General features: G+C 31.7%; 14 protein-coding genes. 3 read left to right on the top strand and 11 right to left on the bottom strand.

All coding sequences use genetic code 11. The features are described 5' to 3' along the window. Positions 1-12 precede the first annotated feature (12 nt). Positions 13-3,129: a DEAD/DEAH box helicase gene (locus BG262_RS06795; protein ID WP_070788138.1), complete on the bottom strand. Its 3,117-nt coding sequence runs from the start codon at positions 3,127-3,129 to the stop codon at positions 13-15. A gap of 362 nt (positions 3,130-3,491) precedes the next feature. Here BG262_RS06795 and BG262_RS06800 point away from each other — a divergent pair, with 362 nt between their 5' ends. Next, positions 3,492-4,019: an HdeD family acid-resistance protein gene (locus BG262_RS06800; RefSeq protein WP_070788139.1), complete on the top strand. Its 528-nt coding sequence runs from the start codon at positions 3,492-3,494 to the stop codon at positions 4,017-4,019. 48 nt (positions 4,020-4,067) lie between these two features. Here BG262_RS06800 and yidD read toward each other — a convergent pair whose 3' ends face one another. Further along, the gene (gene yidD / locus BG262_RS06805; protein ID WP_070788140.1) at positions 4,068-4,328 is read right to left on the bottom strand and encodes a membrane protein insertion efficiency factor YidD; all 261 of its coding nucleotides are present in this window, start codon (positions 4,326-4,328) and stop codon (positions 4,068-4,070) included. Between the two features lie 86 nt (positions 4,329-4,414). On the opposite strand from yidD, the gene BG262_RS06810 reads away from it, so the two are divergent. Then, the gene (locus BG262_RS06810) at positions 4,415-5,284 is read left to right on the top strand and encodes a polysaccharide deacetylase family protein (protein WP_083312934.1); all 870 of its coding nucleotides are present in this window, start codon (positions 4,415-4,417) and stop codon (positions 5,282-5,284) included. A gap of 45 nt (positions 5,285-5,329) precedes the next feature. On the opposite strand, the gene BG262_RS06815 is transcribed toward BG262_RS06810, so the two are convergent. The 4 genes from BG262_RS06815 to BG262_RS06830 all read right to left on the bottom strand — a co-directional run bounded on the left by BG262_RS06815 (position 5,330) and on the right by BG262_RS06830 (position 8,134). After that, positions 5,330-5,737, bottom strand: coding sequence for a GNAT family N-acetyltransferase (locus BG262_RS06815; protein WP_070788142.1), 408 nt, complete (start codon positions 5,735-5,737; stop codon positions 5,330-5,332). A gap of 99 nt (positions 5,738-5,836) precedes the next feature. After that, entirely contained in the window at positions 5,837-6,814 is a 978-nt protein-coding gene (locus BG262_RS06820) for a Gfo/Idh/MocA family protein (protein ID WP_070788143.1), read from the bottom strand. A gap of 117 nt (positions 6,815-6,931) precedes the next feature. Continuing rightward, positions 6,932-7,657, bottom strand: coding sequence for a carbon-nitrogen hydrolase family protein (locus tag BG262_RS06825; protein WP_070788144.1), 726 nt, complete (start codon positions 7,655-7,657; stop codon positions 6,932-6,934). 9 nt (positions 7,658-7,666) lie between these two features. After that, positions 7,667-8,134, bottom strand: coding sequence for a GNAT family N-acetyltransferase (locus tag BG262_RS06830; RefSeq protein ID WP_070788145.1), 468 nt, complete (start codon positions 8,132-8,134; stop codon positions 7,667-7,669). A gap of 181 nt (positions 8,135-8,315) precedes the next feature. Between BG262_RS06830 and BG262_RS06835 the strand changes: the two genes are divergently transcribed. Beyond that, positions 8,316-9,941 (top strand): ABC transporter transmembrane domain-containing protein, encoded by a 1,626-nt coding sequence (locus tag BG262_RS06835; protein ID WP_070788146.1) that lies wholly within the window; start codon positions 8,316-8,318, stop codon positions 9,939-9,941. A 36-nt stretch (positions 9,942-9,977) separates the two neighbouring features. On the opposite strand, the gene BG262_RS06840 is transcribed toward BG262_RS06835, so the two are convergent. The 5 genes from BG262_RS06840 to pyrH all read right to left on the bottom strand — a co-directional run bounded on the left by BG262_RS06840 (position 9,978) and on the right by pyrH (position 13,085). Further along, positions 9,978-10,193, bottom strand: coding sequence for a YozE family protein (locus BG262_RS06840; protein WP_070788147.1), 216 nt, complete (start codon positions 10,191-10,193; stop codon positions 9,978-9,980). 3 nt (positions 10,194-10,196) lie between these two features. Then, the gene (gene msrA / locus BG262_RS06845) at positions 10,197-10,709 is read right to left on the bottom strand and encodes a peptide-methionine (S)-S-oxide reductase MsrA (RefSeq protein WP_070788148.1); all 513 of its coding nucleotides are present in this window, start codon (positions 10,707-10,709) and stop codon (positions 10,197-10,199) included. Positions 10,710-10,770: 61 nt separating this feature from the next. Next, positions 10,771-11,649 carry a CvfB family protein gene (locus BG262_RS06850; RefSeq protein ID WP_070788149.1) on the bottom strand — a complete coding sequence of 293 codons (879 nt, stop codon included), beginning with the start codon at positions 11,647-11,649 and terminating at the stop codon, positions 10,771-10,773. Between the two features lie 61 nt (positions 11,650-11,710). Beyond that, positions 11,711-12,268 (bottom strand): ribosome recycling factor, encoded by a 558-nt coding sequence (gene frr / locus BG262_RS06855; RefSeq protein WP_070788150.1) that lies wholly within the window; start codon positions 12,266-12,268, stop codon positions 11,711-11,713. Between the two features lie 100 nt (positions 12,269-12,368). Then, positions 12,369-13,085 carry a UMP kinase gene (gene pyrH, locus BG262_RS06860; RefSeq protein ID WP_070788151.1) on the bottom strand — a complete coding sequence of 239 codons (717 nt, stop codon included), beginning with the start codon at positions 13,083-13,085 and terminating at the stop codon, positions 12,369-12,371. Positions 13,086-13,098 lie beyond the last annotated feature (13 nt).

A 13,098-nucleotide genomic window follows, 5' to 3' on the forward strand; every position in this document is an offset into this window, starting at 1 on the left:
CTGCTTTTAAAGTTATAAGCCGAGAATTTCCATAATTTCATCTTCAGTGATGTTACGATTTGATAGACCGCCATCTAATACCGTTGTTACTAAATCTTGTTTTTTGCTTTGAATTTCTTTAATTTTTTCTTCAATAGTACCACGAGTAATAAGTCTAATAACTTCAACTGTACTCTTTTGTCCCATTCTATGTGCTCTTGAGATTGCCTGTTCCTCCACTGATGGATTCCACCAAAGGTCTACAAGTATAACAACATCAGCACTTGTCAGATTGAGTCCCATTCCTCCTGCCTTCAAGGAAATTAAGAAAGCATCACGGCTTCCCGCATTAAAGGCTTTAACCATATCTAAACGCTCTTTAGCCGGCGTTGAACCTGTTAGTTTATAACTTGAAAGACCTACTTTCTCCATCTCCTCTTCAATGAAACCAAACATCTTAGTAAACTGAGAGAAAATCAATGGACGATGTCCACTTTCCTTAATTTGTTCAAGAAGATTTGTAAGTACTTCAAGTTTACCACTCTTGCCTGTATAATCTGGCATAAATAACGCTGGGGTATCACAAATCTGACGCAGTCTAGTGATTCCTGATAAGATTTCAATCTTACTACGATTAAACTCTTCTTTATTCATCAACCTGATTTTATCTTGCATTGATTGGAGTTGAGCCATGTAAATAACTTTTTGGTCATCAGCTAATTCACTATAATGAATCATTTCAAGTTTGTCTGGTAGTTCTTTCAATACATCATCTTTTTTACGTCTCATTACAAATGGTTTAATGGCTCTTGAAATACTTTCAGGTGTTGATTTAGTAAACTTTTTCTTATTTCCAAACAACCCTGGCATAACAATATTAAATAGTGCCCACATCTCTTCTAAACGATTCTCTATCGGAGTGCCACTCAAGGCGAAGACTGTTTCAACTTTCAAACGAGAAAGCGCCTTATTTGTCTTACTTTGAGCATTTTTTACCGTTTGTGCTTCATCCATAAGTAAGAATTTTAGGTTTTTTTCTTGATAATCATCTAAATCCTTAAGAAATGATCCATAGCTCGTGATGTAAACTTGATGATCTTCACTAATGATGTCTTGACGGTATTTTTTAGTTCCTTCAACTACCACTACTTCCATATCGGGTGAAAATTTATGGAACTCACTTTCCCAGTTATAAATCAAACTCGATGGTGCTACTATTAGTGTCTTATCACCATCTTGCATGCTTGATGTCAAATAAGTGATAGCTTGTAGTGTTTTACCTAATCCCATATCGTCGGCTAAAATACCACCCATATGATGACTGGTAAGCATCTTCATCCACTTAACTCCATCAATCTGATAATTACGTAAACTAGCATTTATATTGTCAGGAATTTCAAGTGGAAACTCTTCTGGATGTGTTAAATCTGTGTAAAGATTTTTAAATTCATCTGAATACTTAACTGATTCAACATTTTCAAAAATTTTAGCAATTTGGAAAGTTCTATATGAAGGTAAGGTAAGTCGCCCATCTTCAGTCTGAATACTGTCCCCTAACTCATTTAAAACATTTCTAATGGGCTGAAAATTCTTTTTGTCAAAAAGTAACACTTTCCCTGACTTAGTAATGTAGTGATCCTCGTTTGCTTGTAGTTTCTTTATAACTTTTTCAAGTTCAGAATCATCAATATCTGGTAAATCAAATCGAATGTCCAGTAGATTACCACTTGTCGTGATTTCAAGCTCTTCACTCGCTTCAACTCTAATATTTTTTAAGGCAGGCGAAAATTCAACCGTACCTAACCTTTCAAATTTTGGAACAGTTTTAGTAAAGAAATTGTACAGGTCTTCATTTAAAGGAATTGGCTGCGATGACTCAAAACCTTTTGGAAAGCCAGTGTTTGCCATACAAGTGAAGATTTTTTTCTCTTTCAAAAGATCCCTTGAAAAATCTAATGTTTCTAACTCTTGAATTGAAGAAACTTCAAAATTTCCATAGTCAAAGACTAATGATAATTCCAGTCTATTTGTTAAATCAAAATAGAACTTTGGCTCAAATTTTCTAATTCTGAATGATTTGTTAGCTTCCACACTACCAATAGACTCAAACTTTTCAAGACCTAAAGATAACTCATCTTTATCACTATAATCAAAATTAATCACTGGATTTTCTTGAAACTCAAAATCTTCATAAAGTTTTTTTAATTGATTTATGAGTTTTGCTTGTTCAATTGTTAGTTTATAAAAGAAGTTTTCATAATAAAGAACCTTACCTGAATAAAATTCCTTATAATCTTTTTTATCAATTCTTAAACTTATACTATTGTCACCTGGTGTAACCTTAAACTTAAATAATCCTGCGTCTTTATCAAGATCTATAAAAGAAAAGAAATTAAGGTCTGATGATGCAACTGATATCCTGAAGTCAGATAAAAGATACGCAGAATCAAGTACAGATTCAAGCATGCTGTAAGAAAGCACAAGAAAACGACCATTTTTTTGATACATGTCGCTTTCCATTAGAAGATCACTTGGAGAAAGTTCGATTAATAATCTAATAAAATCCTGTGAGCTTTCGTCAAAGTTTTCTAAATTAAGTCTTACTAGGTAATCTCGACCAAGCTGATAAATATCACCTCTTTGAATTACATTAAGAAACAAAGGTATATCTTTCACTACATATGAACGACTTGCTTTAGCTGCTTTTATCTTTATTGTAAGTGCGATTGAATCACCGTGATAGAAAAATTGACTTGATGCAGAGGTCTCAAATGCTTCTACTTCAAGACTCAAACTATCTTCATAGTCATCATCACTTTCATTTATATTCTTCAAAAATTGCGTACCAAAAAGAAGCTCTTTATTGAGTTTTTGTGTTTTTTCAGCTGTTTCTAAAATTTGATTTGAATCATCTGCTTTTTTATCTTGCTTTAAATATTCTTCAATCGCAGCAATATGTTGACAATACTTCTTAGTTGCAAAAAAATCACAACTACAAAAATCATTTTCACCATCCAAATCATATGCTACATTTTGACCCGCAACATTAGCAGATAGGATCATCTTTCCAACTGAGACATCCGCTATCTGATTTTGTTCGTATAACTCTATTCCTTCTGCTCTAATGTAAGCAGGCATCATTCTACTCATCGTTCACACACCTTTAGTTAAATATCCCATTTAGTTTGCGAATATTATAACATATTTGTTACAAAATTTCCATATTTTTCACAATATGTAATAATGAGAATAAAGGTTATTATTTTTTTGTGTTTTTATTTGTTTTTTTTTATAAATAATAAGTTTTTTCTTTAACAAAATATTATTTGTGATATAATCAATTTTGTACACTTTTTATGTTTGTACCGTCATTAATTTGGCGGTTTTTTTTATTTATTCAATAAAATAAAAATAGAAACCATATTTTTGACACACAAAATAATTTATATTATTCTAACTTTGTAAGAAATGTTACAAAAATATTTCTAAAGTAATATTTAAAGGAGATTATCATGTTTAAAAAAGAAAAATGGGGATTAATCATTGCAGGTATTGTAATGGCTATTCTTGGAATTATTGCATTAGTGCACCCAGCTCACTCACTCGAAGCAATTATTATCATTGTTGGAGTATTTAGTATTATAAATGCTATAATTGCTGGATATATTGCATTTACAACTAGATTTAAAGAGCTGCGTAGTAGAGAAATTCTTGATATGTTTCTTAATGCAATTGTCGGTTTAATTTTCTTATTTTCACCTGATACAGCTGCTGGAACAATAGCACTTATGTTTGCTTTTTGGATTATTTTCCTCTCTGTTTCCAATTTAAGTCTTGCCTTTTCAGGATTTGGAATCAGTGGTTTAAGTCGTATTCTCTTAGTCTTAGTAGGTATCTTCGGTATCTTTGCTGGCGTTTCAATGCTTCTTAATTGGGGTATTTCAGCAGCTTCATTTATTTGGTTTGTAGGAATTTTCCTAATATCTGAAGGTATTGCAACTATTCTAAGTGGTTTTATGCTTCCATCTGATGAGTTTTAATCACAAATTTATTTCAATTAAAAAATAGTCTCATGTTTAGACATGAGACTATTTTTTTTCAATGTAAATTCTATCAGGATTCCTTCTAAGGGAAAATTTAGCAGGTACATAATCAACCCCACCTTTAACAAAAGGATTACATCTTAGAATTCGGGCTACTCCCATTATTGTCCCAAGAAATGCACCATGAATTTTAATCGCATCAATCATGTAGTTTGAACATGTCGGGTGATAGCGACATGATGCTGGTGTTAAGGGAGAGATTCTTCTCTGATAAAATTTCACAAATTTTATTAGAATATTTTTCATTTACTTCACCTTTATATTTTTATATTCTACCATTAATTACAAAAATTGATTAGTCATTTGAATTTATTTAATGATATAATATCAATATGAATAAAGAGAAAATATTAAAAATTATGGTTGCAGTTTTATCTATTGTGCTCATAGCCGTTCTGGCATATAGGTTTTTTTATAGTTCAAATAAACAAACATCAGATAATAATTTTTTTGAAGCAAAAGAACAGCAAAATAAAGATAAGAAAGAAAAGAAAAAAGAGACAGATAAAGATACTTGGAAAAAATATGATGATGAGATTAAGTTTCCAATCTTAATGTACCATCATATTTCAGAAGTTGTTGATGGCAATACACTTTTTGTACCACAAAAGGAATTTGAAGAACAGATGAAATCTTTACATGATGCTGGTTACTATACTTTAAGCCCTGAGGAAGCTTATAGAGTATTAACAAAAAATGAAAAACCGGCAGAAAAAATTGTATGGGTAACATTAGATGATGGCTATGTTGACAATATGAAAAATGCCAAACCAATACTTGATAAATTAAATATGAAAGCAACAATTAACATCATTTTCAATATGAAAGATGGTGTTGATAAAATGACTGATGATATGCTTCAAGAAATTAATAAGGATAAGCTTATTTCACTTGAAAGTCATACAATGGATCATATTGATCTGCAATATGCGACTCCTGATACTGCTAAATATCAATTAGAAGCTTCAAAAAAAGGATTAGATGAGTTACTAAAACAAGATACAAGTGTAATCTGCTATCCTTCAGGTAGGTATAACGACTCTACTCCTGAGCTTGCAAAAAATGCAGGTTATAAATTAGGCATTACTACTAATCCTGGATTAGCAAGTGCAAGTAATGGACTCTATACTCTTAATAGAGTACGTGTCGCTTATGGGAATAATGCACAATCATTTATGAATTTAATCGACCAAGGTCAATAAAAAAATACAACTTATCTTTTTTTAAAGATAAGTTGTATTTTTTTACTAATTACTCTTGTAAAAACCTAATGTATAGCCATCATCTGTTGAATGCATACCAAGTTTTTCATAGAATTTTCTCGTTTTGATAGTATCATCAGTCAATAATACTTTTTGTCTAACATTAGAATATTTCTCAAAAATTTTCAATAATAGCTGACTACCTATTCCTTGGCCCTGATAGTCTTCTAAAACCAATAAGTCTTGAATATATATTATTGTAAGACTATCCCCTACCACTCGCACTAAACCAATTAGTCTTTCATTTTCCCAAGCTTCAAGAATGAAAAGTGATTGCTCCAATGCCTGCATTAGTTTTTCTGGATATCTAGTATATAAAATCCAACCTACATTTTCATAGAGATCCAACACCAGTTTTGTATCAAGATTTTCACTCGTCTTATATTCGATCATTTTCTTCTCCTTTAATTTTAATCTAAAAATTAAAGGTTAATTCTCAACTTATCCATATGGTTACCAACTTCAGTATTTTTTTCATTGTACCATATTTTTTTATTTTTCCTCTTCTGGATATACCATTCCCCAGTCATTTCTTAATTTTGTCATTATATCCATCACGTCCTTTGTATAATCAAGATGCATATTATTTTCGATACCTGCCACAGCTTCCTCCATATCAGCCACTTCGTACTGCAAAGCTTTTTCCGTATCACCTGCTTTGATTATTTCCTTACTATCGTCAACCACATAAGTGATGACAGCTTCTTGACCACGAGGGTATTCATACATTTCAACATATCCTTTTTCAAAAGAGATAGTTGCACGTTTTGGTTGTTTTGCATGAAGAGACAAAATAACAGTCGCCATCTCCTCTTCATCATTTTTCAATAAAATGCTAGCTTGCTCATCCACCCCAGTTTCTGCATATTTGACTTGGGATAAAATTTCATTTGGTTTAGATGTCATGAACCAACGAACGAATGATAATGCATATACTCCGATATCAAGGAGGGCACCACCTGCAAGATTGCGGTTAAAGAACCTATTCGTCATATCGTATTCTTTAAAGCTTCCAAAGTTCATTTGAATAAGTCTAAGTTTACCTAATGACCCTGATTCAATTATCTTGTTTAACTCTTTGTAGATAGGCATATGGAAAATAGTCATGGCCTCTGCCAGAATAAGATTGTTTTCACGTGCTAATTCTATTGCTTCGTCCAATTCATCTGAATTAAGGGTAATTGATTTTTCACAAAGAACATGTTTCCCTGCCTTTAAAGCCTTTCTCAAATATTCAATGTGGGTGTTATGTGGTGTTGAAATATAAATAATATCTACATTTTCATCCTCAAATACATCATCAATATTATCGTAAACTTTTTCAATACCATACTTTTCAGCAAATTCAATACCTTTTGAATGTGTCCTATTAGCAACTGAATATATTTTTTGACCACGCGCTTCCAATGCTTGTGCCAATTGATTTGCAATAATTCCTGTACCTAAAGTTGCCCATTTAAAATCTTTCATTTAATTAACTTCTTTCTTATTTTGATTGATGACTATAACTTCTAATATATTTCTATAAGTAATTATATTAGAAATATTTCCCTTAAACAACAAAATGAAACCCGTGGGAGGTTTCATTTATTTAAATTCAATTATTAAATCTTCATAGGATTCCATTGGTGAATATGCTTCAATATTTCCATCTACAAAATATGTTGACCCACCGTAATCTTGATTTAGATGAGCTGAATTAATAATTGCAACATTTTTTCCTACTAATAATGTTTGATCAGCATACTCTTTTTGAGCATCCTCTTCCCACTCTTTTTTCGTGTAATCAATGAATACTGGCCAAATATACAAATCTGCTTCAAGATCTGCGTATATTCCTGGATGTTCCCAAAAATCTCCACATAGTCCCAAACCAATTTTTTTACCTTCGTAATTAAAGAAGACAGTTTTTGATGAATTATGTAAATAAACAGTTGGATATGCTTCTTGCACTTTCCAGCTTTGCGAAATTCTGCGATAATTAGCCAAAATTTCTCCATTCTTATCAATTACAATATATGAACTATAAAGTTTACCACTATCTTTTTCAATATATCCAAAAGCGTGACCAATACTATATATCTTAGAATATTCTTGTAAATCAGTGATAACCTTGTCTTCTATTGATATGGCTCGATTTATATCCTCATTAATATTCCAAGTAAGTCCATCAAAGCCTTGAAGATATGCTTCACCAAAACATATAAAATCGATATTTTTATTATGGTACTTTGAAGATATTTCTTGCAAGTTTTTAACATTTACGGAAAGTTGATTATTTAGAAACTGTGCCGATGTTAATACTAATTTCATTTCAATACCTCAATTTACATCTTTTAACAGGACCTTCTGATATCCTTTTTTACCAAGGTATTTGACACCTGAGTCTTTGAATTCTGTTTTTAGATAAAGACTTATTGCTGAGAGATTTTTTTCATTGACACCTAGTACTACTTGTTTAACTTCAGGAAACTCTTTCTTAACAAATTCAGCAAGTGATTCAATTGTTTTAGTCGCGTACCCTTTTCTCAAATATTTGCTGTCTGTTGAAAAAGCTCTAAGCAAAAGTGAATCGTTCTCTTCAGTATACTTAAATTTATCACTACCTTCGTCTAAAACAAAGAAGCATACCAAGTTATCATCACTATCTAAAGACAAAACTGGGTGATATTTTCTATTATCTACAGATATTTTTATTGTATCTATTGGATGGGCAGTATAATATGCATCTTTTAAAAAATAATCACTGACTTTAAAAAAATCACTATCATCATATAATTTTAATTTCATAATACCCTCCAAAATAAAAAAACTTGCATATTTGCAAGTATCCCTATATATCTTTCTTTACATATATTATAGCACAAAAAAAAATGAAAAAACAGACGTTACTTTTTCAGACTTAAGTATATAATGAAGGAATAGGCTATTTTTTATTCACTCATCATTTTTTAATAAAGAGAGGTATAACATGGAATGTTTTGACCGTAAAATTCGTACGACCTATAAAGACCTTAAAAAAATTCAGTTTATTAGTTTTATCACAGTTGTATCTCGCTCCCTTCTCAATCTCTATCTTATCTATCAAATACAAATAATTATCGATGCTCTTGTTAATCAAGATAAAGATAAACTATTTGGAAATCTAAAATTGGTTTTATTTTCTCTAACTATCTATATAGCAGTTACTTTCCTGTCTCAATATTTTCTGAGACTATTATTTCAAATGGAAAATTTTTCACTAATAAAATTTCTCTACACAAGTATACTTCATAAGGAAAAAATATATTTTAACAGCGTTAAAAATGGTGATATATCTTCTAGAATAATGAATGATAGTTCTAAAATAAGTGAGTGGAATGGTCAAGGTATTATACTTTTTCTTGTACAACTATCTACCTTTATATGTACTTTTATTATGATGATTCACTATAACCTATCAATTGCTCTTGTGATTCTTTTCCTGTCACTTTTTTGTTTTTATATTGTTAATAAAATGGGTAAGAAAATGACTCAATATAGTGTAAAAGACCAGGAACTTACTGGTCAACTTAATCAAGATATACTTGAGAGTTTACAGGGTATAAATGACATAAAGCAGTTAAAAAAAGAAGACTTTTTCTCTAATAAAATTAGTAAAAGAATCGATAATGAAAAAATCCCAGTCAACAAGAAAATATCTTTTTATTTTGCCATGTATGTTGGTACTTCTATTATCATCGCTTTTATATTACCAATCATTGCAGTTATTATGGCTAGCCTTTACGTTGCTAATGGAACAATGACCGTTGGATCAATTATGGCAGTCTACAGTCTTACTGGTCAACTTGATACGCCAATTCGAGTCATATCTGATTCCATAAATAAAAGAAAAACTGCTATAAAAATGCAAAATAGGGTCAAAGAATTTTATGATTATCAAGAACAAAATATAGATTCAACTACAGCCCCCGATGATTTTAAACAACTTAACTTTTCAAGTGATTATTTTTCCTTTATAAATGATCAACCAATACTTAAAAATATAAATTTTATTATTAAAAAAGGAGAAAGTATCTTAGTCAAAGGAAAAAGCGGAGTTGGAAAATCAACACTCGCAAATTTATTAATGACTGATGTTTATGAAAAGCGCTTCTCGGGACAAATTGAATGGAATAATTCTTCAATTTTCTCATTCAATAAACAAGACTATTATTCAAAAATATTAAAATCTCAGCAAGATGCGTTTATCTTTCAAGGAACAATAAGGGAAAATATTTTACTAGATGATAATTTCACTGACAATGAGCTTAAGGAAATTATAAAAGTATGCCAGCTTGATGAACTTATTGAGGACAAGGGAGAAGATTTCATTTTGTCAGAAAATGGAAATAATATTAGTGGTGGACAAAAGCAAAGAATTGAACTTGCGCGTATACTTATTCGCAAGCCACAGTTTATTATTCTTGACGAACCAACAAGTGCTCTTAACCGAGAACTTGCTCAAAAATTTATTTATCAATTAAATATATACTTACAAAAATACCAAATGACTTCTCTCATTATAAGCCATGGTAATGACTTTGACGAATACATTAGTCAGAAAATATTGCTATAAATATAACAAAAAAACAGTCCCCCAACTGTTTTTTTGTTAACTTTCTATATACTCTTGCCAAATTTCATCAAATTTACTTAAATTAAATGAAAATTCAGCATGGGTCTCCAGATAATTGCTCACTTCCTCAAAATTAGATGACTGTCTTGGAAATGCAATATCGTTAAAAACTAAGTTCGCAAGTTTTGTGACATCATCTACTTCCTTGTGAACTTTTTTTGCCATCAAAAATTGATAAAAACTTTTCCCCATTAATTACCCCCATTTTTGTTTTAAGAAATCATGTCTTAGACCACTAGATAGGGCATATCGTAAAGGATCTTTTTTATAAAAAGCTTGATGATATTCTTCAGCAGGATAGAAAGTTTGAGCAGGCTCAATTGTTGTTACAATTGGTTTATCAAAACGACCAGACTCTTGTAATTCTTTCTTACTTTCTTCTGCAATTTCTTTTTGTCTCTCATTTTCATAGAAAATAACCGGACGGTAGTTATCACCGCGATCTTGAAATTGTCCAAAAGCATCAGTTGGATCAGTTTGTTGCCAATATAGTTCTACTAAGTCCTTATAGTCAATAATTTCGTTATCAAAAATTATTTCTACTGCTTCAGTATGCCCAGTCTTATGTGTCAATACATCTTCATAAGTTGGATTGGCAGTAGTACCTCCAGTGTAGCCTGAAAGTACACTAATAATACCATCTTGTTCTTCAAAAGGTTGAACCATACACCAGAAGCAACCACCAGCAAATATTGCACGTTCTTTCATAATACTATATTCCTCCTATAAATTTAAAGCATGGATATATAATAACAAAAACTTTTAATAATTACTCAGCTGAAGTTGGTTGATTAGCAATTAGTTCAGTTCCAAACTCATCTTGTTTTATTTTTTTAGCCTTCATAAGACCACCTAGTGCCTTCTTGAATTGACCTTTACTGATTCCAAAAGTTGCCTTGATATCATCAGGTGAACTTTTATCATTTAGAGACATGAATCCTCCAGCACCTTCAAGGTAAGCTAAAATCATTTGTCCATCGTTATCTAACATCTCATGCGAACGAGGTTTAATACTGAGGTTTAAAGCCTTATCTACGTCACGATAACCAATAACTCGTACATTTAGTTCTTCACCTAAACGGGGCTCTGAGAAACGTTCTGATGGGTGAATAAAACCAAGCATATTATTCTCTGGAAGATAAACAAATGTACCTGATAGTTTCAAACGATAAACAATCGCTTTTAAGTCCTGGTCTTGCATATTGTTATATGCTCTACCTGCGACTCCTCTAAATACTTCATTATCAGCAAGTGTTGCCCAAATTCTATCTTTAGCATCTACGTCAAGTTTAACATATAATTTATCATCAACTTTTGGCCATAGATTTTTTAACTCTGGCAAATTATCTAATGAAATAACTACATCCTTATCAGGTAAGCCAATATTTACGAATACACCAAGGTCTTTTCGTACGTCAGTAACAGTACCCCAACCGTAATTCTCACGACTAGCAGTTGGCAATACTGTTGTAGCTTTTGGTTTTTGTTTCTTATCAGTATAGATAAAGACCTTAACAGCATCACCTATTCCATGTTCACCTTCTGACTTATCGAGTAATATAGTTTGTCCATTTTTTTGCAAAAAGTAACTTTGTTCATTCTCTCCAGTAACAATTGCTGTTACCTGAGTTGCTAGTAATTCATTCATTAGCATTCCTCCTTTGTGGAAAAAAGACTGGGCAAGCCCCAGCCTTCTCAATTAATTTCGACTATACGTCTAGTAATTCTGTTTCTTTATCTTTTGTTAATTTATCGATTTTTTCAACAGATTTATCAGTAAGATTTTGAATATCTTTTTCTAATCCGCGAAGTTCATCTTCAGTGATTTCTTTATTTTTTTCTTGTCTCTTAGCAGTATCCATTGCATCACGGCGAATGTTACGAACTGCAACCTTAGCACCTTCAGCAACTTTTTTAACTTCTTTAGCTAAGTCTTTACGACGTTCTTCAGTAAGTTGTGGAATAACTAAACGAATCATAGTACCATCTGATTGAGGAGTAATACCTAGATCAGATGCATTGATTGCATGTTCTACATCTTTGATTGAAGATTTGTCAAAAGGTGTAACGATAAGTACACGTGCTTCTGGAATTGAAATTGAAGCTAATTGATTTAATGGAGTTGGTGCTCCATAATATTCAACTTGAATACGATCTAAAAGACTTGCATTTGCACGACCAGCACGAATACTTCCAAATTCACGAAGTAAACTAGCTTCTGATTGCTCCATTCTTTCTTTAGCAGTTGTTAAAATTTCATTTGACATTTTTATTAAATTTCTCCTGTTAAATTTTATTATTTATTTTTAATTAGAATCAATAAGTCAATTAGCTTTTTTTATTCAAAGCTATATTAACTAATATATTTTAATCTACAGTTGTTCCGATATTTTCACCAAGAACTGCGCGACGAATATTTCCTTCTTCGTTTAAATTAAATACTACTAAAGGAATATCATTATCCATAGATAAAGTACTTGCTGTTGAATCCATAACTTGTAATCCTTTAGAGATTACATCCATATGAGTTAGGTGCTCAAATTTAGTTGCATTTTCATCTTTATTTGGATCTGCGTTGTAAACACCATCAACACCATTTTTAGCCATTAAGATTACATCCGCATTAATTTCAGCAGCACGTAGCGCACTTGTTGTATCTGTTGAAAAGTATGGGTTACCAGTTCCACCAGCAAAGATTACAACACGATTTTTTTCCAAGTGACGTTCGGCACGACGACGGATATATGGCTCAGCGATTTGACGCATATCGATTGAAGACTGAACTCGAGTTGGTACACCTTCATTTTCAAGTGTGTCTTGAAGCGCTAAAGCATTCATGATTGTTGCAAGCATCCCCATATAGTCAGCTTGAGCACGTTCCATACCAAGGCTAGCCCCAGTTTGGCCTCGCCAGATATTTCCGCCACCAACAACAATAGCAATTTCAACACCTAAGTCATGAACTTCTTTTAATTCTTGAGCAATTCCTTTTACAACGATTGGGTTAATTCCAAATCCTTGTTCACCAGCTAATGCTTCTCCACTAAGTTTCAATACAACACGTTTATATTTTGGCTCTACCATTACACTCTCCTGT

The sequence above is a fragment of the Floricoccus penangensis genome (assembly GCF_001832885.1).
GTDB lineage: Bacteria > Bacillota > Bacilli > Lactobacillales > Streptococcaceae > Floricoccus > Floricoccus penangensis.